General features: G+C 41.3%; 22 protein-coding genes. 14 read left to right on the top strand and 8 right to left on the bottom strand.

Translation table 11 applies throughout. From position 1 onward, the window contains the following. Positions 1-44 precede the first annotated feature (44 nt). Complete coding sequence (locus B5354_RS01925; protein WP_079525427.1) at positions 45-1,205, bottom strand: acyl-CoA dehydrogenase family protein; 1,161 nt, start codon at positions 1,203-1,205, stop codon at positions 45-47. Between the two features lie 347 nt (positions 1,206-1,552). On the opposite strand from B5354_RS01925, the gene ehuB reads away from it, so the two are divergent. The 5 genes from ehuB to cypC all read left to right on the top strand — a co-directional run bounded on the left by ehuB (position 1,553) and on the right by cypC (position 6,043). Then, complete coding sequence (ehuB, locus tag B5354_RS01920; RefSeq protein WP_079525425.1) at positions 1,553-2,431, top strand: ectoine/hydroxyectoine ABC transporter substrate-binding protein EhuB; 879 nt, start codon at positions 1,553-1,555, stop codon at positions 2,429-2,431. Positions 2,432-2,499: 68 nt separating this feature from the next. Further along, on the top strand, positions 2,500-3,159 hold the full coding sequence (ehuC, locus tag B5354_RS01915; RefSeq protein WP_079525423.1) for an ectoine/hydroxyectoine ABC transporter permease subunit EhuC: 660 nt from the start codon (positions 2,500-2,502) through the stop codon (positions 3,157-3,159). Next, complete coding sequence (ehuD, locus tag B5354_RS01910; protein WP_079525421.1) at positions 3,156-3,866, top strand: ectoine/hydroxyectoine ABC transporter permease subunit EhuD; 711 nt, start codon at positions 3,156-3,158, stop codon at positions 3,864-3,866. Before ehuC ends, ehuD begins: the two co-directional genes overlap by 4 nt. Beyond that, the gene (gene ehuA, locus B5354_RS01905) at positions 3,863-4,639 is read left to right on the top strand and encodes an ectoine/hydroxyectoine ABC transporter ATP-binding protein EhuA (RefSeq protein ID WP_079525419.1); all 777 of its coding nucleotides are present in this window, start codon (positions 3,863-3,865) and stop codon (positions 4,637-4,639) included. The genes ehuD and ehuA overlap by 4 nt, the downstream gene beginning before the upstream one ends. Before the next feature lie 153 nt (positions 4,640-4,792). Beyond that, positions 4,793-6,043: a CYP152 family fatty-acid peroxygenase CypC gene (gene cypC, locus B5354_RS01900; RefSeq protein ID WP_079526727.1), complete on the top strand. Its 1,251-nt coding sequence runs from the start codon at positions 4,793-4,795 to the stop codon at positions 6,041-6,043. Between the two features lie 118 nt (positions 6,044-6,161). Here cypC and B5354_RS01895 read toward each other — a convergent pair whose 3' ends face one another. Further along, a complete protein-coding gene (locus B5354_RS01895) occupies positions 6,162-7,010 on the bottom strand; it encodes a LysR family transcriptional regulator (protein ID WP_079525417.1) in 849 nt (282 codons plus the stop codon). A gap of 108 nt (positions 7,011-7,118) precedes the next feature. On the opposite strand from B5354_RS01895, the gene B5354_RS01890 reads away from it, so the two are divergent. Then, positions 7,119-8,330: an MFS transporter gene (locus tag B5354_RS01890; RefSeq protein ID WP_079525415.1), complete on the top strand. Its 1,212-nt coding sequence runs from the start codon at positions 7,119-7,121 to the stop codon at positions 8,328-8,330. Positions 8,331-8,644: 314 nt separating this feature from the next. On the opposite strand, the gene B5354_RS01885 is transcribed toward B5354_RS01890, so the two are convergent. Continuing rightward, positions 8,645-9,544, bottom strand: a complete 900-nt coding sequence (locus B5354_RS01885) for a LysR family transcriptional regulator (RefSeq protein ID WP_079525413.1) — start codon at positions 9,542-9,544, stop codon at positions 8,645-8,647. Positions 9,545-9,661: 117 nt separating this feature from the next. Here B5354_RS01885 and B5354_RS01880 point away from each other — a divergent pair, with 117 nt between their 5' ends. After that, positions 9,662-10,663 carry a YeiH family protein gene (locus B5354_RS01880; RefSeq protein ID WP_079525411.1) on the top strand — a complete coding sequence of 334 codons (1,002 nt, stop codon included), beginning with the start codon at positions 9,662-9,664 and terminating at the stop codon, positions 10,661-10,663. 22 nt (positions 10,664-10,685) lie between these two features. Next, positions 10,686-11,141 carry a GNAT family N-acetyltransferase gene (locus B5354_RS01875; protein WP_079525410.1) on the top strand — a complete coding sequence of 152 codons (456 nt, stop codon included), beginning with the start codon at positions 10,686-10,688 and terminating at the stop codon, positions 11,139-11,141. An 82-nt stretch (positions 11,142-11,223) separates the two neighbouring features. Here the strand turns inward: B5354_RS01875 and B5354_RS01870 are convergent, their stop codons facing one another. From B5354_RS01870 to B5354_RS20380, 3 genes are all read right to left on the bottom strand, one after another. After that, a complete protein-coding gene (locus tag B5354_RS01870; protein ID WP_079525408.1) occupies positions 11,224-12,381 on the bottom strand; it encodes an AI-2E family transporter in 1,158 nt (385 codons plus the stop codon). A gap of 274 nt (positions 12,382-12,655) precedes the next feature. Next, complete coding sequence (locus B5354_RS01865; RefSeq protein WP_079525406.1) at positions 12,656-13,672, bottom strand: thiazole biosynthesis adenylyltransferase ThiF; 1,017 nt, start codon at positions 13,670-13,672, stop codon at positions 12,656-12,658. Between the two features lie 217 nt (positions 13,673-13,889). Next, on the bottom strand, positions 13,890-14,042 hold the full coding sequence (locus B5354_RS20380; RefSeq protein ID WP_176142382.1) for a hypothetical protein: 153 nt from the start codon (positions 14,040-14,042) through the stop codon (positions 13,890-13,892). 301 nt (positions 14,043-14,343) lie between these two features. Between B5354_RS20380 and B5354_RS01860 the strand changes: the two genes are divergently transcribed. Both B5354_RS01860 and B5354_RS01855 read left to right on the top strand, forming a co-directional pair. Next, positions 14,344-14,895 (top strand): NADPH-dependent FMN reductase, encoded by a 552-nt coding sequence (locus B5354_RS01860; RefSeq protein ID WP_079526725.1) that lies wholly within the window; start codon positions 14,344-14,346, stop codon positions 14,893-14,895. A 173-nt stretch (positions 14,896-15,068) separates the two neighbouring features. Then, entirely contained in the window at positions 15,069-16,580 is a 1,512-nt protein-coding gene (locus B5354_RS01855) for a UDP-N-acetylmuramoyl-L-alanyl-D-glutamate--2,6-diaminopimelate ligase (RefSeq protein WP_079525404.1), read from the top strand. Positions 16,581-16,651: 71 nt separating this feature from the next. Here B5354_RS01855 and B5354_RS01850 read toward each other — a convergent pair whose 3' ends face one another. Continuing rightward, positions 16,652-18,052 (bottom strand): FAD-binding oxidoreductase, encoded by a 1,401-nt coding sequence (locus B5354_RS01850; protein ID WP_079525403.1) that lies wholly within the window; start codon positions 18,050-18,052, stop codon positions 16,652-16,654. Between the two features lie 75 nt (positions 18,053-18,127). Continuing rightward, entirely contained in the window at positions 18,128-18,757 is a 630-nt protein-coding gene (locus B5354_RS01845) for a flavodoxin family protein (RefSeq protein WP_079525401.1), read from the bottom strand. A 678-nt stretch (positions 18,758-19,435) separates the two neighbouring features. On the opposite strand from B5354_RS01845, the gene B5354_RS01840 reads away from it, so the two are divergent. The 4 genes from B5354_RS01840 (at position 19,436) to katA (ending at position 23,003) form a co-directional block, all read left to right on the top strand. Next, complete coding sequence (locus tag B5354_RS01840; RefSeq protein ID WP_079525399.1) at positions 19,436-20,473, top strand: AimR family lysis-lysogeny pheromone receptor; 1,038 nt, start codon at positions 19,436-19,438, stop codon at positions 20,471-20,473. A gap of 4 nt (positions 20,474-20,477) precedes the next feature. Beyond that, complete coding sequence (locus tag B5354_RS01835) at positions 20,478-20,690, top strand: hypothetical protein (RefSeq protein ID WP_079525397.1); 213 nt, start codon at positions 20,478-20,480, stop codon at positions 20,688-20,690. Between the two features lie 130 nt (positions 20,691-20,820). Continuing rightward, positions 20,821-21,291, top strand: coding sequence for a DinB family protein (locus B5354_RS01830; RefSeq protein ID WP_079525395.1), 471 nt, complete (start codon positions 20,821-20,823; stop codon positions 21,289-21,291). Between the two features lie 248 nt (positions 21,292-21,539). Further along, the gene (gene katA, locus B5354_RS01825; protein ID WP_079525393.1) at positions 21,540-23,003 is read left to right on the top strand and encodes a catalase KatA; all 1,464 of its coding nucleotides are present in this window, start codon (positions 21,540-21,542) and stop codon (positions 23,001-23,003) included. Positions 23,004-23,118 lie beyond the last annotated feature (115 nt).

Below are 23,118 nucleotides of genomic sequence, written 5' to 3'. Positions count from 1 at the left end.
CTAATTAAAAAGCATGTTCCTCGACAAAGGAACATGCTTTCTTTCTATGAGTCAAGAGCTCTACCTGCTAACATCCTCACCACTGCATCATCCATCGGTGGATTATGAAGACCTGCACGAACGTCTCGATACAACTTTTCAAATGGCTGTTGTTTCGATAATCCTCGCCCGCCAGCGATCCGCATAGCCAGATCAACAACTTCATTCGCTGTATTCGTCACCGCAAGCTTTACAGCTGCAAGTTCGGCACCCATCTTCATACGCTTCTCCGGCTCTTCATCCCATTTCCTAGCCGTTGCATACATAAAGCTGTGTGCCTGCATGAGCTTCCATTCCATCTCGCCAATTTTATCTCTGATATGCCCTACCTCTGAAATTGTCGTATCAAGGCTGTTCGGCTGAAAGGATGTGGCAAACTCAATAGCCGCGTCTCTAGCTGCTACAGCGATCCCTAAATAACATGCAGGAATATGAAGCAGCCACCCCTTTGGAGAAGGTTTACTTTGCCCCTTGATCTCAACTAAATCCTGTTCATTCACTTCCACTTCATCAAGAATTAAATCGTCACTCTCCGTACCACGCATTCCTAGTGTATCCCAGGTTTTATCAATAGTTAGGCCAGGCTGATGCCTATCAATTAAGAACCATCCTACTTTATCTAGATCTTCAACGTAGGCGGAGACAATATAATAATCCAGGTGGTCGGCCATTGATGCAAATGTTTTACGGCCGGTGAGCACATATAGCCCCTCTCTTTTTACAGCCTTTGTTTCCGGAATACCACCTCTGGTTGGACTCCCGGTCCCCGCTTCAGTCGCTAAACGGTTCACAACCTTTTGTTCACTTGCGATTTCGGAGGCTAACCGCTCAAATGTTTTATGTTTCCAAGGTTTATCTTCACTTAGTTCCATCACAATTCCAAGGTGCCAACCCATGGACAGGGCTGTGGAGCCATCACCGACGGCTATCGTTTCCTGTAATAGTAGAAATTCATATAGAGAAAGATCTTCGCCTCCATATTTGGCTGGCAAGGTAAAAGACGGGTATCCCTCTTGTTTGATGACTTTCAGAGTTTCATTGGGAAAAACAGCCTCCCGGTCTGAATCCGCCACATGTAACCGAGCTTCTTTTGCTATATTCGCGGCTCTTTCAATTAAACGCTGTTGTCTTTCATTTTTAATGAAAGAATCTAATATTGTATTCATCACTACTCACTCCCCATTACTTTCCACTCTTAAATCATACTAAATGAGTCGGGTTTAGAACAATCATTCGATTCTACGTCTATTTCTCATAATACTTTCATAGCATGTACAAAAGCGCTTATTTTACAAACTTATTACAAATTCCCTATGTATTTAAAGGATATGGAAGTTGTCCGTAATATACCCTATCTAAAAAGCGTATATTCACCATAATCGGAAAATTTAGAGTTTGCTGTTTTTTTATAGGGTTGATAGTATAAATATTACTTGCCTAGATATCCCGCCCTAAGACTGATGCACCACATTTCTTAATACTTACAATATAAATCAATCTAAGGAGGTCAATTATGAAAAAGAGGGTACTCTCGATTCTTATGATTGCGCTTTCCATCATGCTTTTAGCAGCCTGTGGATCTGAAGAATCCAGTGGCGGCGATGGTGGAGATTCTGCTCTCGCTAAAATTAAAGAACAAGGTTATGTGACAGTTGGATTTGCGAACGAAGCACCTTATGCCTATAAAGAAGGTGATGAGCTAAAAGGTGTAGCTGTTAAAATTGCAAAAGCAGCATTTAAGAACATGGGAATTGAAGAAGTACGAGGTGAAATCGCAGAATGGAAACAGCTTATTCCAGGTGTTAAAACCGGCAAATTTGACGTTATTACCGCTGCGATGGCCATTAAACCAAATCGTTGTGAACAAATTGACTTCGGTATGCCAGGAATCAAATATGGCGAAGGAATGGTTGTCGAAAAAGGAAATCCTCTTTCTTTAACCAGTTACAAAGATATTGCAGAAAACCCGGATGTGAAAGTTGCGGTTATGTCAGGAGCAACTGAGGTTGACTTTCTGAAAAGCGCAGGAGTAAGTGAAGATCAAATTGAAACATACCCTGATATTGCAGCTACTCTTGATGCTGTTAAAACTGGACGTGCTCAGGCAACTACTGCTACTGAACTTACCGTAAAGAAAGCTATGAAATCAACAGGCGGCGAATCACTTGAATATGTTGATAATTTCGAACAGCCAGATGTAGAAGGAGTTCCAAGTTACGGTGCGGCCGGCTTCGCTCAAGATGCTGATGAACTCCGTGAAGCCTACAACGCAGAGCTTGAAAAAATGAGAGAAAGCGGTGAGCTGGCGGAGATTGTAAACTCCGTAGAATTCTTCGGCGATAATAATCTCATCACAGAAGACATAACGGTAAAACAACTTTGTAAAGGGTAAATAACGAATGTGAAAGGCACCCGATACCCGGGTGCCTTTTTTTCAGAAAAAAGAAAGGGTGAACTCAAATCAGCAATTATATTGAGATAATTCCCGTACTATTAGAAGGCTTAAATATAACGATTACTGTTCTAATAGGATCAGCTATTTTCGGCTATCTTATTGCGTTTTTAGCTGGGTTCGGACGCCTTTCTAAGAACTTTTTAATTCGAAACTTCACCAAAGTTTATATTGAGGTGTTTAGAGGGACGTCATTAGTTGTCCAGTTATTCTGGTTTTTCTATGTTCTCCCGGGTTTATTAGGTGTCGAACTGTCCGCATATCTCATAGGAGTTATCACGATAGGCATGAACTATGGCGCCTATATGTCTGAAGTCGTCCGCGGATCGATTTTAGCTGTTTCCTCAGGCCAGTCAGAAGCAGCGACTGCATTAAATATGTCTCGTTTTCAGCGAATGAGATTCGTAATCCTGCCCCAGGCCATTCGTATGATGCTTCCGGAGTTTGGAAATTACCTCATTCAAATGTTAAAAGCGACCTCACTCGTTTCTATCATATCGCTGGCCGATATTACTTATGTAGGCTTACTGTATCGTGATGCCAATATCTCTGAAGGGGTAGCTGTGTTTACAATGCTCCTTGTCCTGTATTTCATTATTGCCCTCCCGCTTATCGGCTTAACACGATGGCTTGAACGCTGGGCTTCGAAGGGAGTGGCTACTGAATGAAATGGAATTGGAGTACAGTTATTGACGTCTTCCCTTACATTTTCGAAGCCATGTGGACCACTCTCAGCCTGACCATTATCTGTTTTACTGTATCGCTTATCGTAGGCGGAATATGGACAGCTCTTAGAAGAATTAAATTCAAACCGGTCTATTGGCTTATTAGTTTCATAATTGAATTTATTCGTTCTACTCCGCCGCTTGTCCAGCTTTATTTTTTGTTCTTCGCATGGCCGTTAATCCCTTATATCGGGGTAACACTTGAGCCGTTTACTGTGGCCATTCTTGGTTTAGGTGTCCATTTCAGCACATATATTTCCGAGATTTACCGTTCTGGGATCGAAGGCGTGCCGAAAGGACAATTAGAAGCGGCAACAGCACTGAATTATACAACAGCACAAAAATGGACAAAAATCATTTTACCCCAGGCGATCCCGCCTGTCATCCCGATGCTTGGTAACTACTTGATCATAATGTTTAAAGAGATACCTTTAACCATCGTTGTGGGTGTAGCCGGAATGCTGACTGCTGCTGAGGTGTACGGAGTCAATAACTTCGAATATTTAGAACCCTACACACTCGTTGCTTTCTTCTTCCTGGCGATGAGTTATCCATCAGCTCTATTTGTCCAATGGCTTGAGAAAAAATTAAATAAACGCTACAAATCTGACAATAAAAAACCTAATAAAAAAGGAGTGACAGCCTCATGAGCCAACCACTCGTAGAATATAAAGATGTACACAAATCGTTTGACGATGTTGAAGTACTAAATGGAATTAACCTGACAGTGACCCCCGGAGAAAAGCTTGCCCTGATCGGACCAAGTGGCTCCGGGAAAACGACGATCATCCGCATGTTAATGACACTTGAGAAACCAACATCCGGCATCATCAATGTCGACGGCACTCCACTTTGGCATAAAGAAGTAAACGGGGAACTCGTTCCAGCTGATGAGAAACACTTGCGCCAGGTAAGGGGAAACATTGGGATGGTTTTTCAACACTTTAATTTGTTTCCCCATATGACCATTTTGAAGAATTGCACGTCGGCCCCTATTAACGTCTTGGGTGTTTCTAAGGAAGAAGCCGAACAACGGGCTAAAGAAATGCTCACTAAAGTTGGGCTTGGAGATAAACTTGACTCTTACCCAGCCCAATTGTCAGGAGGGCAACAGCAGCGTGTAGCCATCGCCCGCGCTGTGGTTATGCGTCCGAAAGTCATGCTCTTTGACGAAGTTACCTCTGCGCTCGATCCGGAGACTGTTGGAGAAGTGCTTGAAGTCATTAAGGACATTGCCAAGGAGGGCGAAATGGCTATGATCCTTGTTACTCATGAAATGGATTTTGCACGAGATGTAGCGGACCGAATAGTTTTTCTTGAAGGAGGAAAAATTGCCGAACAAGGACCGCCTCAGCAAATCTTAGAGGACCCAGAAAGTGACCGTCTACAATCCTTCCTGGAACGATTCCGTTCTACCCTATAGAAGCAAAGACGCCAAAAACCGCTTCCTCGTATTTTACGGTGAAGCGGTTTTTTTGTTTTTTACAAACTTTCAAAAACACTGAAGGAGTTTAATGCTTCCACTCTTGGGAAGATTAATACAATGATCAAAATACGGTTGAAAGGAATGCTGCTCATGAAAAAATCCAATAATATCACTCGCGAAAAAGGATTAGATCATAGTATTACTTTATTGTCTGAAGGTTACCAATTCATCCCAAAGAGGACTGCTCGCTACGGAACAGACCTCTTTCAAACGAGGCTGCTCGGGCAAAATGTAATTTGTATGGCAGGTCAAGAAGCAGCAAAGATGTTCTATGATAAAGAGCGATTTCAACGGGATGGTGCCGCCCCAAAAAGAATCCAAAAAACATTATTTGGTGAAATCGGAATTCAAACAATGGATGGATCACCTCACGAACACCGCAAGCAGCTTTTTATGTCACTCATGACAGATTCGAGACTGCAACAGCTCAGTGAACTAACCAAACAATATTGGGAGCAGCGAGCTGCCAAATGGAAGAAAAAAGATAAAATAGTACTGTTCGATGAAGCACAGGAAGTGCTATGCCAGGCCGCTTGCGAATGGGCCGGTGTGCCAATTAAAGAAGCAGAAATCCCCCAAAAGGCTGATTTTTCCAATATGGTGGATGCTTTTGGAGCCGTTGGGCCAAGACATTGGCGGGGAAGAAAGGCAAGGGCCAGGGCAGAGAAATGGATTCGGCAAGTTATTAAAAAAATCCGTTCTGGTAAATTAAAGGCAGATGAAGAAAGCGCCGCATATGCTATGGCCTTTCATAAAGACCTGGAAGGCAAACCATTGAACATAAGCATGGCAGCTATCGAGTTAATTAATGTGCTGCGTCCCATTGTAGCCATTGCCACTTATATTACATTCGGTGCCTTAGCATTGCATAAACACCCTGAACTGTACGATGAGTTGAGGGATTGTAGTGAAGACCGGACAAGAATGTTTATACAGGAGGTCCGACGGTACTATCCTTTTGGGCCATTTTTAGGAGCTCGTGTACGACGCAGTTTCATCTGGAATCAATGCCATTTTAACGAAGGCCAGTTAGTGTTGCTCGATATTTATGGAACCAATCACGATTCGCGCTTATGGAAGGAACCCTACGCTTTCTCTCCCAAACGATTTAAAAACTGGAATGGCGGCCTATTTGATTTGATTCCGCAAGGCGGCGGCGACTATTACAAGAATCACCGGTGTCCTGGAGAATGGGCCACGATTGAAGCCATGATGGCCAGCTTAAACTTTTTACGTCAACTTAACTATGAAGTGCCCAAGCAAAACCTGAACTATAGCATGGTTAGGATGCCTACACTGCCTAAGAGCAAATTCATAATGACTAACGTAAAGCTGAAATAGACTTGAGAGATCACGCTCATTCAAACTCCAATCCATGCTGATTGGAGTTTCCAAGTTGGCTTTATAGTAAGATCCGAAGATCATCCAGCAATTTTCTATACTTGCACGATCCTATCTTCTATATCCACGACTTATTCTCCAGCATATCCACAAATGCATCTACTTGAGGAAGAGCACAAATCCCCTCTTTTACACACAACCACGTTTCCCTGACTAACGGTTTTCCATTTACCTCTAATGATAGATGAGGTAAATTCATTAACTCCTCTGTCACCATACTCTTAGGAAGAACCGTCATCCCCAACCCTATTTTCATTAACTCCTTTGCTGTTTCAAACTGATCCACCTTCATCGAGCGCCGTATATTCAAACTCTTTTGTTCCAGCATCCAGTCTTCTATCAGCTTTTGATAGTCAGCATCCGTTTTAAATTCAATAAATGGGCGTTGCTCCTTTCCGATTTCTTTCGTGTCAAAAAGATAAAGCTGGTCACTGAATAAGTGATAAGATTTGTAATCCAAGAGCGGTTCTCCACGAACAATGGATACATGAAAATCAGCAGCTGACTGCCGTATTTCTTCACTTACCCCTGTAATTAAATCAATGGTTACCTTAGGATAAACTTTCGTATAAGCGTCTAGAATCATTGGAAGATAATGCTGACTTACTAAAGAAGAAACACCAAGTGACAGGGTCCCCGCCACCTCATCTACTGACTTGATCAGCTGATGATGTAATTGAGTTTCCTGGATAAGCAATTGTTCAGCATGTTTGATAATTTGTTCACCTGCAGCCGTTACAACTAACTGCTTTGGTGTACGCAGGAAAATCTTCACTCCGAAGTATTCTTCTATATATTTTAGTCGTTGCGTAATAGCGGGCTGTGATAAAAGTATTTTCTTCGCTGTTGCTCTTATCGTTTTATGTTCTCTTAAATATAAAAGCAATTGATAGTCATCTATTCTCATAAGATCCCCCTATAACTTATTCTTATCAATTTTAATTATAATCCAATATTATACTTATTTCATAAGCTGGGGTAGGATGAAGTTAGGTTAAAAATGTGGGGTGTTCGGATGAATCGCGTAAATAGAAACAAGCTTTTATCAGGCTACTTTTTATATGAATGCGGAAGGGCAATGTACTTCGTTCTTGTTACCTGGTTTCTTTTTCAATGGACTGAGAATGCCATATTTACTGGGGTATTTGTCAGCTTAGGCTTCGTTCCGGGGTTATTTTCAAATTTAATCTTCGGGGTGATTGTGGATCGACATAATCGTAAGATGCTTGCGAACCTTGCAGGAGGAATGAACCTGTTCATTCTAAGCGTGCTTCTTGTCTCATTTGTTTACGATTGGGTCACCCCATGGTGGATTATCGTCACCCATATGGTTCTTCAGACTACGGGTTCCTTGTTCCGTCCATCACTTCAAGCATTAGTTGCTGAAGTTTTTGACCAACGAGAGTTACCGAGGATTTTTTCATTATCAGGAACAGCTACCATTTCTGGAAGTTTAGCAGGAGCTGCTTTAGGAGGACTCTTTTCCAGTTGGGTTGAAATTCCTTTATCTTTGGCCATGGTGCTCGTCTTTTACCTGGGGGCCTTCTTCTCCATTCTCCTAATGACCTATACACCATCACCTGAGCGGAACCATATAAAAAAACAGCGGTTTTTCACCGAGTTAAAAGATGGATTTTCCTACTTAAAGAGTCATTCCATACTTCATAGTCTATTTGTGATGATGATGCTTGGTCAGCTCACCTTTCATACAACACTTGGTTTTCTGTCTGTGTACACGAGTGCGTATTTAAATCGTTCAGCGCTTATTTACGGATTCCTCGATGTTACTTTTTCAATTGGAGGGATTACAGCCGGGTTATTAGGTGCCTGGTGGTGGAGAAAGTTGAAAAACCATTTGGCGTTTTATGCACTTGCAAGCGTAGCCTTAGGTTTACTCCTGTTAGCCATTACAAGAAACATATGGATAGCCTTTATTGCTGTTCTCTTCGTAGGAGTCGGCACCTCTTTTGTAAGAGCGCTGTTGCAGTCTGTTCAACAAATAGCTACGGAAAAAGAATATCATGGAAGAATGTCAAGCTTTCGTATGTTATGTAACCAAACATCTGTTGTCATCACTGGTCCATTGTTCGGTATCCTTGCGTCCAAGTTTAACGCAAATATCGTATTTATGACGCTGCTTGTCCCAGTTGGGTTAGGAATGCTTTGGTCCATCTATCAGTCTCGCAATCCTCTATTCATAAAAATTACATCAGAAAAAAGTGCATAGAAATGAGGTATGTCATTAAGGCACACCTCATTTTTACATATGTTCTAATTAAGTACGTTGTAAGCAAGCTTTGCGATTATCTCGTTTCTTCCTTCGGTGTTTTATAAACTTTCTCTACCTCAACTCCCAGAGTCTTCAAATAATCGACGAACTGGTCCAGGCTCTTCATGTTTTCACCTCAGTATAAATTGCAAAATTTGGCTCGGAGCCACCCCTAATCGTTCCCATCTATCGTGTACGTTAAGACTCATTCAAATGTTTCAACTTTTTCTCCAATTTTAACATACCCTTCAACAAGCTAAATTATGCAGGTATTATAGATTTCCTTGCAGATTAAAGAATTCCTCCATCAATTCAATAAATACTTCCGCATTTTTGGACAGTTCCTGTTCTGAAGCCGGAAACACATATGAAAAGAAACGTGTAGGCGGTTTGATAAAGGGCAGTTCATAAATATGATGATGAGCATGGGAATGGTCTACAACAGTTTTTGAAATTAAAGATAAACCGAGCCCTTGTTTCACTCCTTGGATGACTCCATGATTACTGCCAATCGTAATCATTTTGCGAGGACGGATATTATAAGATTCAAGGATAGAATCCATCACTGCCCGTGTTCCCGATCCTGCTTCACGCCCAATCCAAGTATGGTCTTGAAGCTGATGAAACCCCACTTCTTCCTGTTTGCGTATGGAATGTTCGAGAGGAACGACCACAACGATTTCGTCTTCTAAAAACGGAACGGAGCCCAGCTCCCTTTCACTGACTTGCCCTTCTACAAGGCCAATATCCAAATCATGCAGCTGAACACCCCGATTAATCCGTTCTGTATTTTCAATTTCAATCTCCAAGTCAACTTCTGGATATCTCTCGTCAAAAACCTTCAGCAGCCCAGGCAGAATATATTCCCCTACCGTATAACTCGCGCCTATATGCAAAGAGCCTCGCAATTGATTATGGTAATCATTAACTTCCGTCCGTGATTTATCAATTACTCCTAATACTTGGCGCGCTCGCTGATAGACTAATTCCCCTGTTTGTGTTAGTTGGAATCTTTTCGGAGAACGGTCAATTAACGTCGATTGATAAAAACTCTCCAAATTTTTAATATGAAAACTTACTGTGGGTTGAGAAAGATTTAACGTTTTCGATGCTTTTGTGAAACTCTGTAATTCGACGACCGTGATATACGTTTTTAGCGCTTCAAAATCCATGTAGTTCACCCTAATGATTAAAATTATTAATACTTATTATTATAAAGTTTTATTTTACTAATAACTAGTCCGAATCGTATAGTATGTTTATACTCAATTATTAAAGAAGGTTAAATTATGTTCGCTAATCAAGGAAATAAAATGGGTCCCTGGTTATCAGGGATTGGCTTCACTTTTTTACTAGCATTGTTCGGTTACGGCCTCGCTTTATTGCCAGGTTTGAATCAGATTGGCCCTTTGGCCACATCTATTCTCATTGCTGTGTTGTATCGGCACTTTTTGGGGTACCCTGACAAAATTCATACAGGGATTCAGTTTTCCACTAAAAAGTTGCTGCGGATCGCAATCGTTTTATTCGGTCTCAAACTTAATATCAACGTCATTTTAAATGAAGGAGCAGCTTTATTTTTACGAGATCTGTTCGTCATTCTATTCGCAATTGGGGTGATGATGATGCTTGCCCGCCTCTTCAAAGCTGACCGCTCCATTTCCTTGCTGATTGGGATCGGAACTGGTATTTGCGGGGCGTCTGCGATCGCTGCCGTTTCCCCGATTCTGAAGGCAAAAGAAGAGGATACAGCTATTAGCGTAGGAATCATTTCATTTGTTGGCACCGTTTTCGCATTAATATATACGATATTGAGACCCTTCCTTCCACTTGGAGCAGAAGCTTACGGCATGTGGGCCGGGCTCAGCCTTCATGAAGTGGCAAACGTAGTATTGGCCGGAGCACCTGCTGGAGAAAATGGGCTGGCTATGGCTTTACTTGCTAAACTTGGACGTGTATTTCTACTTATACCTGTAAGTCTGATCATCATTTGGATCATGGGGCGAAAGGGAAACAAAGAATCCAACAATCAAGCAGCCTTCCCCTGGTTTTTAGTCGGTTTTATTGTGATGAGCTTGCTAGGAAGTTACGTGTTAGGTACTTTTATTCCTGTACCTGATTCATTTACCAATGCAGTCTCTGTCGTGACCTCGTTTATCTTAACAATGGCTATGGTGGGCCTTGGTGTTAATATCAGTCTGCATGATTTACGAGATAAAGCGGTCAAGCCTATAATTGCTGTTGTCATTACTTCGATTCTATTATCTATTGTTTCGTACGCTATCGTATGACATGACTCTTTGGAGGTACACAATGATCACGAAATTAGATCATAAACATCTACAAATAGCTCGGCAAATCCTAACTGTTCAAATTCCTTCTTATCGAGTGGAAGCAGAACTTCTGCAAACGGACCAAATTCCGAGACTTTATGATTCTGTTATCGATGTTCTGACTTGTGATGAAGTATTTCTCGGCTGTTTCCAAAAAGATAGGCTTATCGGCTTCATCTCTTTTAAGAAAAAGAGGGGTAACCTGGTGGATATCCATCGCCTTGTGGTTGACCCAGCCTATTTCAGGCAAGGAGTTGCAAAATCGTTATTGTCATCGTTATTCAAAAGGTTTCCAAACTCGACTTTCATAGTTACTACCGGGAAAGGCAACTCCCCTGCTCAAACACTTTATGAGAACGAAGGTTTCATTCAGACAGGAGTCACCCAAGCCGCACCGAATTTATGGATCAATCACTATAAACGACTTCCTGAATGATACTATCCATTATTTGGATGACCTGAGGTGGTACTTTTTTACAATTTAACTTTACACAAATAAAGCCCGGGAGTCCCGGGCTTTATTTGTGTATCTCATATTGGTCTTTTTCTTCTCTCACATATTTATTATACCTGAGCTGGAACCAGTAGAATAAATGGACAGCAAGCACTTTGAAAATAGCGTATCCCGGTATCGCCACAATAATTCCTAACACCCCAAACAAATGGCCAGCTGTCAGCAGGACAAAAATTATTGTAACAGGGTGAATGTGTAAACTTTTCCCCATAATCTGCGGAGAAATAAATTTTCCCTCCAGAAGCTGGACAGCGGTCCAGACAAACGCCAGCTTTAACACCATAAAGGGCGATGTTACAATAGCAATGATCAACGCAGGCAATATCGCAATCGTTGGCCCTAGATACGGAACAACACTGGTAACACTGGCAATTGCCGCTAATAGCAGCGCATAATCCAGCCCGATAATGATAAATCCAATATACATCATAATACCAATACAGAAACTTACAATGATCTGCCCCTGGATGTAAGCACTAAGCTGATGGTCAATTCCTTTAAAAACGCTGGAAATCTCAGGTCTGACTTTAGGAGGAAGCACTCTGAGAATCATCCTTGGCAGCCTCTCCCCGTCCTTAAGAAGATAGAATAAAATAAATGGTAAAGTGATGATCGCAATAATGACCGTGGTTAATGTAGAGATAAAGTTCGTAATCCCTTCGATCGTCGACCCTGCAAAAGTGGAAAGATCCTCTGGCAAACGGTCAACCAAACTGCCAACATCCGTAAATAAGTTATTATAGTAACCAGCGAACATTGAATTTCTTAACCATTCATCAATAGAGTTCGCCATCTCCATCAAGTATTGGGGAAGTTCTTCGGCAAGACTCATAAACTGTTTCTCCAGAAAAGGAATGATAAGGATAACTAGAAAAGTAATCATTCCCGCAACCAGGACAAGGGTAATGAGGATCCCCCATATCCTTTTAATATGAAATCGCTCCAATAGTCCGATGAGCGGCCTTAATAAATAGTAAGCCACTACGGTTAGAATAACAGGTAAAGCAATGGTTTCTAAAAATACAACGAGCGGGTGGAAAATAAAAGAAACTTTTGTATAGACTAATATATTTACTCCTATAAAAAGGATAACCCCAAGTATGTACAACAAATTGCGCCCGCCAAAGAAGCGGATTAACGGTGTTGCATCCCATCGATTCATTTTTACAGCCCCTTTATTACCCTCAACCATAATTTACTATATCTATTATTCTAGCATATGAATAAAAAATCATGCCTTTAAAAAGGCACGATTATGTTAATATCTTTTTGACCTGCGTTTGTTCATTATTTTCTTTATAATTGGATAGATCATTGGACCGTATTTAATTAAACGCTTGATCAATTTACCCATCATACTCCTCCTATTATTATGCCTTTGTCTTTATAGTTCCCCCAGCAGCTTCAAATTAACACAGATTATTTCTACTAAGCGTTCATCCTAAAATTTTATGGTAAAGCCGACGTGCTTCTGTAGTATCTTTTGTCCCGTGAATTAGTACACGACCATCTTTAAAAAAGACCATTTGCTGATCCCCTGTTTGGTAAGACAATAAAAAGGGGTTTAATGTTGTATCTCCTTCATGCAGTCGTGCACGTAAAGACTCCAAGTTAAGGTCTTGTTTGACAGCCGGACGAATTTGTACAGTATTTCTCCCACAAAGCACAACTGTCTTCGTCTGGTTCTCATGTGATAAAAAAGGAAAGCTGGGATCCTCGCCGCAACTTGGGCAATCCGCCTTTTTGACATTATTCATTTTGATTGATGTATATTGATTGTTCCATAGATCAAAGGAGACTAACTTCTGATGAAGAGAATCGAAATCTTCAACGAGAATTTTCAAAGCTTCAGTGACCTGATGGGCTGTAACCATTTGGACAGCAGGACTTATGACCCCGACAGTGTCACAAGTTGCCCCACCAAGCGGGACAGTCTCTAATAAGCAGTGTAAACAAGGAGTTTGACCAGGTATAATTGTATAGCTGAGCCCATAACTCCCAACACACCCCCCATAAATCCACGGTACTTGGTATAGCTGCGATACATCATTGATCATCATCCTTGTATCAAAATTATCAGTTGCGTCAAGAACAAGATCTGCTTCTTGAAAAAGCTCCTCCAACTCCTCACGCTGCACGTCCGCAATCTGGGACGTTATCGATACATCTGAGTTAATTTGCTGCAGGCGTTCCTTTGCAGCAATCGCCTTCGGGGTCCTTAATTCCGCATCCTGCTCTGAATAAAGCTGCTGCCTTTGAAGATTACTCATTTCAACGTAATCACGATCAACTATAGTTACACTGCCAATTCCGGCCCGAACCAATTGTTCTGCACTACTGGTCCCTAAAGCCCCAGCTCCGATAATGACTACATGTTTTTTACTAATCAATTGCTGGCCGGCTTGTCCAATAGGTGCGAACAACTTTTGTCGTGAATATCGATCTGAACTCATAACTTCTCCCCCTTTATCTCGTGCCTTTATGTATAAGTGTAGCAAAAATCGGTCCAACTCTCTGCCTTCAATATTTCGTATCTATATAAAAATTAAAAATCAGCGCCTAAAGACAGTACTGTCTCTACGACGCTGATCCAAGGAACGGCCAATGGCTCATTCACTTTTAATTTGTTAATTTGTTCTCTCATAGCTAAACGTCACCACTTCTTAGTCACTACTTCCGTTTATTTTTACGGAATGGGATTAGAAGTTTCCCGCTCATGGTCCGCTTCACTTTTGGAGCGGCCACATTAGATTCCTTAGCTTCAGGGCTATTTTTGTAATCTTCATCAAATAGCTCACGAGCCTTGGAATATAGCATAGTCATCGTGGTGACCTCCTTTCTGGTAGGATATACATCAATTCCCGAAGTATTTATGAGTAAAACTTAGGAATTAAAGAAATTTTACTCCTTATAGAGGGGGTTACGCAACACTTTTTTATAACCTTTTTTACCCATTTTTCGACCATATTCTACAAATTCGAATTTGACGCCTCCAAGCCTTATAAAAAGGGGCTTTCGACTCAGGGCTTGGACAGACCCTGTCTGTGAGCATATATCTAGAATTTTCTCCCCATACTTTTTATAATTACTACTAGTTACTATTGAGGAGGATTTTTTTACAATGATTAAAGTTGCAGCACTTGTCGGGAGCATTCGAAAAGATTCGTATAACATGAAACTGACAAACTTCATTCAAGAAAGATATAAAGATCGTTTAAACATAAACGTTGTTCCGATTCGTGATATAGCTCATTATGATCAGGATATTGAGCATGAGGCCCCCGCCTCTGTACAACGCTTTAAAAGTGAATTAAGTGATGTTGATGCATATCTAGTCGTGACACCGGAATTTAATCACTCGATACCAGGCGTATTAAAAAATGCCCTGGACTGGTTATCTCGCGGAAGTCGTGAAATGGCCGGGAAACCTACATTTATTGCTGGTGCTTCTATGGGCGCACTTGGTACAGTAAGGGCACAAATGCAGCTCCGTCAAATCCTGAACGCCCCGGGCATGGGAGCAAATGTCTTGCCCGGAAACGAAATCCTTATAGGTTCCGTGCAAAATAAGATAAATGACCAAGGTCAACTTACTGACCAGGATACAATTGAATTTATTGATGGAGTCATCGAGCAATTTATTTTGTTTACAGAAGCCCAACTGGTTAAATCATAACTAATACTCCTATTAATCCCCTTATGCCCCTAATGCATAAGGGATTTTTTCTGCTTTCCTTTAAATTATGACTTACGTTGGGTAGCATGTTTCACAATTTGAATGTCCGGGAATATACCCCTACGGCTATTTTTCATGTAAAAATTTCCTTACCATAGAAAGGGGATAACCCAATGACCATTCCATCTATATATTTTCCTGAATGCCTGGAAACGTGCACGATAAATGGTCCTTCGCTTCAGGCAGTCAGCTCAATAGTATATGATTCAAGAGAGGCGACAAACGGGTCTGTATTTGTCTGTATAAGGGGTGACCATCACGACGGACACCTGTATATAGAGGAAGCCTTAAACAATGGGGCAAGAGCAATTGTAGGGACAGATTCTTCGCACTTAAACAGATACTCATATTATGATAACGATGTCAGTTTCATTAAGGTCCATGACAGTAAGAAAGCCTTAGCCAGGTTATCCACAGCTTTTTTCAATTCACCTGCAGACCACTTGTCTACAGTAGGGGTCACTGGGACAAATGGTAAAACGACTGTCACATCCTATATTTATTCCATGCTGAATGCCTTATCTTTTCGTACGGGTTCTATTGGCACAGCTGGGATTTGGACCGATCAGAAAAAAACAGATTTCAAGCAAACTGTCCCCACCACTCCTGAAGCGCCGGACATCCATCATGTCCTTCATCACTTTCATCAAACTGGTATTCAAGCAGCCGTTCTGGAATCAACTTCGATCGCCTTGGATCAAAAAAGGCTTGAAGGTATCGAATTCAATGTGGCTGTCCACACGAATTTGACACCTGAACATCTGGAGTTTCACAAAACCATGGAGAAATACAGACTAGCAAAAATGAAACTCTTCAAACAAGCTGAAAAAGCGGTTATAAATGTGGATGATAAGGGGATGGCCCAAGAGGTTATCAATTCATTTGAGGGATCCTTTGTAACTTACAGTGTTACTGAAATGGCTGACTTCAAAGCAACAGATATAAATTTTTCTGATAAGGGGACATCATTTACTTTGCAAGCGCTAGAGGATATGTACAAGATTGAAGCCCCCATTTTCGGGAAATACAATGTGTCCAATCTGTTAGCGGCTATAGCCTCATGCCACCAGTTAGGTTTCACCTTGAAGGACATTCTCTCAGTCATTCCTAAAGTTAAAAGCCCAGAAGGTCGTTTTCAGATAGTAGATGATCATGATGCTTCTTACCAAATTGTCCTCGATTATGCACACACTCCTGACGCTCTCTCTCACGTACTGCGAGCTGTAAAGGAGATTCCTTACAAAAAGCTGGTTGTAATGATTACAGGAGTAGGGTTGCGAGCCCCCGGAAAACGGCCGCTCATGGCCAAGGAAGTCGAGGGATTGGCTGACGAAATTATTGTTAGTGTCGACCAGCCAGGTTTTGCGGATCGGGAAGAAGTTGTAAATGACGTATTAAAAGGGTTCACTGAGCCTTATAACAATGATATCCATTCACGGCTATACCGAGAACAAGCCATCCATCATGCCTTTGATTTAGCAGAGCCTGGTGATCTCGTTCTGCTGACAGGGATTGGTTTTGGCGGCTATCAAATAATCGGTGATGAAAAAGTACCCTATTCAGAACTCGAAGTGATTGAACAATATTTTTCTACAAATAAGGCAACATTGGAAGAAACCGTCTAATAAAAATCGCCAGCTTATTGTACAGCCGGCGATTTTTCCTTTGCCTTTATGAAGACGCTTAAGGTCATTATTCATTTCGTAAGAACCAACTTCTGCCCCTTTTCGGCAAAGATTTTCCCTGGATTCATAATGCCATTTGGATCCCAGCTATCTTTAATCCTCTTCATCATGCTAAGGCCAACTCGTCCAACCTCGCTCTCCATAAAAGGAGCTTTCATTGTTCCAATACCGTGTTCCCCGGATAACGTTCCACCAAGTTCAATCGCTGCTTGAAAAAGTTCTTCAACCGCCCGCTCTACTCTGGCCATTTCCTCTTGATCACGCTTATCGCACAAAACATTTGGATGAAGGTTGCCATCCCCTGCATGCCCAAAGACGACTACTTCTACCTCGTACTTCTCCTTTATCTCCCGCAATCGATCCATCATATCGGGGATCTTGCTTCGCGGCACTGTTGCATCTTCAGACACCTTCGTTGGTTTGATCCTCGCAATCGCTGGAGAAACTTGTTTTCTCGCGTGCCAGATCTTTGCTGCTTCCTCATCCGACTTTGGGATTACTGTGTCTGTGGCTCCAAGGTCCTTCATAATTTCTTCTACTAATCTTCTTTCGATTTTCAGAGCCTCAGGGTGTCCATCCAACTCAATGATGACAATTGCCCTGGCATTAACAGGCAGACCGGCAGGCTGAAAGTTCTCAACAGCACGAATACAGGCCTGGTCCATGAATTCCATCTTAGACGGCAGGACCCCTGAAGTTAATGTTTTCGAAATTGCCTTACCTGCCAAACGCATGTCATCGAAGACCGCCATCAGTGTTTGAACAGCAGGTGGTTTTGGAATAAGTTTCAGCGTAGCTTCTGTAATTACCCCAAGTGTCCCTTCAGATCCGACCAACAGTTTAGTTAAATCAAAACCCGTAACGTTTTTGATCGTTTGACCACCTGTACGAATGACTTCTCCCTCGGGTGTTACAACCTCGAGACCAAGTACGAAGTCTTTGGTTACTCCATATTTTAAACCGCGCGGCCCGCCGGAGTTTTCAGCCAGATTCCCTCCAATTGTTGCCACATGGGCGCTACTGGGATCAGGTGCGTACATTAGACCATGCTTTTCCGCTGCTTTATTAATATTTGCAGTCAGCGTGCTTGGAGAGACCACAACAGTCAAATCATCAGCATACACATCAATAGATTCCGGCCACTGGGATAAATCGAGAACGATTCCTCCATGTACCGGTAACGGCCCTCCACTCAGGCACGTACCCTGCCCTCGAGGATACACAGGTATTTTATAAGTATTAGCAATTTTCAACACCGACACGACTTGCGATTTATTTTTCGCTTGAACGACGACTTCTGGTAAATACTCCCCAAATGACGCATCAAAGCTATAGCTGTAACGATCCGCTAATTCTGTCATCACTTGATTGGCAGGTAACTCCTTTTGTATGGATGTGATCCAATCCTCCATGTTCATCCCTCCCACCATAAATCAGATAGTAAGTGAGCAGCAGACTATGTTTAACCATTCCTTCTTCCTATTCCATTAGCTATCTGCTGTATTGCCTTTTGCAGGTATAGGGTTGTTCTTCAGTATTCTTGCCAGGTGGATTAAGTTATAGGCTTCCATCGTGGCATGTTTATCTGTGAATTCGTTTACGCCGCCTTCTGCTTCCATATAAGACGGACCTGGTCCAGCCTCCCCAAGCCAATACGTGTCAACATTAGGCGGGATAACAAACCCTACATGGGAAAGAGCATAAAGAATTGATCTGGCTGCTGTTTTAGCTCCATCTTCATTGCCGGTGATCACCACACCTCCTACCTTGTTATAGTAGATCGATTGCCCTTTATCATTTGTCTGTCCTGCCCCTCCATAAATTCGTTCGATAGCTAATGCAGCTAAACTACTCTTCTCCCCCAGCCATATAGGAGTTCCTACTATAACTATATCGGCCTCTTTAATCTTTTGAAAAATTGCCGGCCATTCATCTCCATCTCCTAAATCATCACTAATACCATACCTTAAATTGTAGTCAGCAAGACGCACCATTTCATATCCCACTTTTTCTTCTTGGAAAATGTCAGTGACTTTCTCAATTAACGCTGCTGTATTAGATGGTTCATCACTCTTCTTAAGTGAAGCGTTTAATATGATTGCTTTTAATTCATCCATTCTTAACTCGACCTCCTTCTAATCTATATTTCTATTCCCGTCCAGCCTGAAATTAAATCATTTACCGCAGTTTATGAAAGCGTTATTATTAGTATATATTAAAACTGTTGATAGGAGGTGACGCTTTATCGATGGAGGAAAGAACAATCTTTCCCTTTTAGACGTACGTTGGACTAAGGACAGAAACACAGATGAATTACACATGTACGAGAGCGGTTCTAACATCATAAAACTTGGGTACATTAAAAGGCGTAACGGGTTAGTCTGTTAGCATTGATCCCCTGTTTTCCACCTTATAAATTAATTTAGATACACAGGTGCCCATTTAGAGGAAATGGGTGCTTATTTTTTGTCGAATAAACATTCGACATGTTCTTAAAAACACGCAAATATTCATTTATGACTAAACAAAAAACCCCTTTATAGCGGGAATTATATTTTTGCTATAAACTATAGTCTATATGAACGCAGCAGCCATTCGACTTCATTCTGATTTTTTCTCCAACAAAAATCTATTCCAATTTACAGTTATCTTTAACGTTACGTTAGAGTCAATCCTTATTTCCCAGGGAATATTGTCGTTTATTAGGAAGTTTTCTGTTGTATTGTCAAATCACTTGTAATGGTAAATAATAGTTTTATACTAAACCTATAGTAGAGAAAGGTTGAGGGATTATCATGGTAAGTCATAAGGTTATTGAACCTAGTAGATTAAGCCAAGCCCATATGAACGAAGTGTCGACAATTTACCAAGTCTATCATGATCAGCTTAGACACACTTCGAGTAAAGAAGCTGCTGAAGCTACGAAGAACTATTGTCTTTCAAGCGCGCATGTTAAGACAGAAGACAAGCTGGCAAGTTATGAATTTCTCTATATGAACGACTTTTTCCAGGAATTGGATGAAGCTCTCTCTACTACTCAGGATAATTCTGAAGTCCCTTTGTTATATCAAATTCTATTAACTCGTTACTCAAAGCCCTTGACTAATGAAGATTTAGAATGGTTGCAGACACTTTCCTTCAGTCACCCATCCTTGAGATGTCTTCATTTATTCACCTTAGTCTATGCTTACTATGATAGTAAACAGTACACAGGATTAGATAAATATGTAGATGAGTGCTATGACGCCCTCTTGCACGTTAATGAACCTTTATTCTACTACTATATGAAATTGAGATTTGATGAACTACTTTTTCAGCATTATTGGAAGACTAATAACATTCTTTTAGCTAAAAAGTATATTTATAAAGTTCTTAACACAGACCTTTCACCACGGAAACAAAGTGGAATGAACCACAACTTGGCGCTATGCCATCTCTACGAAGATTACGATTTATCAATCGGCTATGCTTATGCAGGACTTAGCATTGCCCGCGAAAATCAACTAAATAAGGTTATTACATCGATTCAAAATTATACGATCCCTTTTATCTCAGCTTTTCACAAAAGAACACTAAACATTACAACGCCTGACCCAGTTGAGACAGCTCATTTAGCTATTGCTAATAATGATCGAAACACGGCAGAGTCCATTCTTTCAAAGCTATCTGTATTAACACCGTTCCAAGAAAGCTATTTAGGCCTGGCAAGGGAAGATCGAATAATGCTAAAGCGAGCCCATAATAGGTTCATTCAGGAATACGGCGATCATTTTTTTGCCCAATTGCCTCTTTACTATTTGGAGCGAATCCATCACACCAATCAGGAGGAATAACTTTATGAAAAAGATACTTTCTGTTTCATTTTTAACGTTGGTTTTATTGGGTGCTTTCGGTACAGGTTACAGTGCTTTCGTATATGATCCCGGTGATCCTGGTATGGGATCGATCGAGTTAGCAGTAGATCCAGGTGACCCAGGAATGGGTTCTAGTGAACTTACCGCGACGGAGGGACCATCATATGTAGACCCTGGTGATCCTGGTATGGGTTAATACCATTAGAGCGAGGCTGACCGAGCAATCGGCAGCCTCTTTTTAATGAATATTTTTACAATAAGACAGGAATTTACCAGGCACATATAGAAATATAAATTTACCACCATCTATTAAAAGGGGTTCTCCCATGAATATATATTGCCATAATGCTTTTCATCAATTAGAAGTTGTCATTGCTTCCCTTTCTGAAATTATTGGTCAGTTATCAGAAGAAGATTTGGCGTTTCGACCTACGCAGGGTAAGTTCTCAATTGGTGAAACCCTTGCACATTTAGCTATGATCCCCTTCGCCGATGGTAAAGTACTGGAGGAATCTTCCGAGGAAGACATGATTATCTTGTACAGTTCTATTACATTAACGACAAAGAGCGAAATATCAGATGCTTTATATGAACATTTCTCATTACTAAAAGAGCAATTTGATAGCTACTCAGAAAAAGACTTATTCACACAAACGACTTCCTGGTGGGGAGTTGCCTACACACGTTTTGAGTGGCTTCTTGAAATTATCGCGCATATGTACCACCATCGCGGACAACTTCATGCTATGCTTGTTCATACTTATAACAAGGACCCGGAAGTTTTATTATTTGAATAAGCACTTTGTTTTTCTTATGAATAACATTATGTACAATTGAAAATATACAAGACTAATTGATAGTCAATACACATTGCAGAGTTAAGATATTTATCAATTTTTTCCACATAACTTTTAAAAACCTTCCACAAAGCACCTTCACCAATTCGCCCATCACTCTATTTAAAATTATTATAAATAAATATTGATTTTTACTAAATTTACATTATAATAATTAGTGTAGCAAATGTTGAAAGGGGACCGAAATAATGACAGATCATAATCGTAAACCACATTTAACAAACAACGCCGGCTCACCAGTCGGTGACAACCAGAACTCCATCACAGCTGGGTCAAGAGGACCCACTTTAATACAAGATGTACATTTATTAGAAAAACTGGCTCACTTTAACCGCGAACGTGTTCCTGAACGCGTTGTCCATGCAAAAGGTGCAGGAGCTCACGGGTATTTTGAAGTGACCAATGATGTAACTGCTCACACGAAGGCCAAGTTTTTGGACGAGGTCGGCAAACGCACTCCGATGTTTGCACGATTTTCAACAGTTGCCGGTGAGAAAGGCTCTGCCGATTCCGTACGTGACCCTCGCGGATTTGCATTAAAGTTTTATACAGAAGACGGCAACTACGACATGGTCGGGAACAATACACCAGTCTTTTTCCTAAGAGATGCTATTAAATTCCCGGACTTTATTCACACACAAAAAAGGAACCCAGCTACGAACCTGAAAGACCCAAATGCAGTCTGGGATTTCTTCTCGCTTTCACCGGAATCGCTGCACCAGGTGACGGTTCTTCATTCTGACCGTGGCATTCCAGCTACGTATAGACATATGCATGGTTACAGCAGCCATACGTTCAAATGGACAAATGCTGATGGCGATTCTGTTTGGGTAAAATACCACTTCAGAACAGAACAAGGAGTAAAAAATATGGACGAAGCTACTGGCACACGTCTAGCTGGGGAAAATCCTGATTTCCATACACAAGACTTGTATGCAGCAATTGAAAATGGCGACTATCCTGCATGGAAGTTATATGTACAAATTATGCCGATTGAGGATGCAAACACGTATCGCTTTGACCCATTTGATGTAACGAAAGTATGGTCACAAAAAGATTATCCTCTTATTGAGGTGGGGCGTATGGTTCTTGATCAGAATCCGGAGAATTACTTTGCAGAAGTAGAACAGGCAACTCTTTCACCTGGTGCACTGGTACCTGGAATTGATGTCTCTCCTGACAAAATGCTGCAAGGCCGACTGTTTGCTTACTCTGATGCACACCGCTATCGTGTTGGAGCAAACCATGAAGCACTTCCTGTTAACCGGCCGAGAGCTCAGGTACACAATTATCAGCGAGATGGCTTTATGCGTTTTGATGGCAACGGAGGCGGTGCTCCGAATTATGAACCAAACAGCCTCGGAGGGCCTGCTGAACAACCTGAAAACAAACAAGCTGCCTATGAGGTTTCTGGACTTGCGGACAGTGTGAGTTATGACCATGATGACCATTACACTCAGGCCGGAGACCTTTACCGTTTACTCAGTGAAGATGAACAAACTCGTCTCGTTCAAAACATTGTTGATTCCATGAAGCCTGTAGAAAGAGATGAAGTGAAACTTCGCCAGATTGAACATTTCTACAAAGCAGACCCTGAATACGGAACTCGGGTAGCACAAGGTTTAGGTTTACAAGTTCCACAAAAGGCTTAACCATTCTCAATCAAACCATAAGATCTGAGACATAAGTAAAGTAATGATTTCAAAAGCGAACGATAAAAAGATGAATAGTATAAATGCAGATCATTAGCGTAGTCAAAATACGTAG

Origin of the sequence: Halobacillus hunanensis (genome assembly GCF_900166655.1) — a bacterium.
GTDB classification, from domain to species: Bacteria; Bacillota; Bacilli; order Bacillales; family Halobacillaceae; genus Halobacillus_A; species Halobacillus_A hunanensis.
Note: the sequence above shows the minus strand (reverse complement) of the source record. Positions and strands in the feature narration are given on the sequence as shown.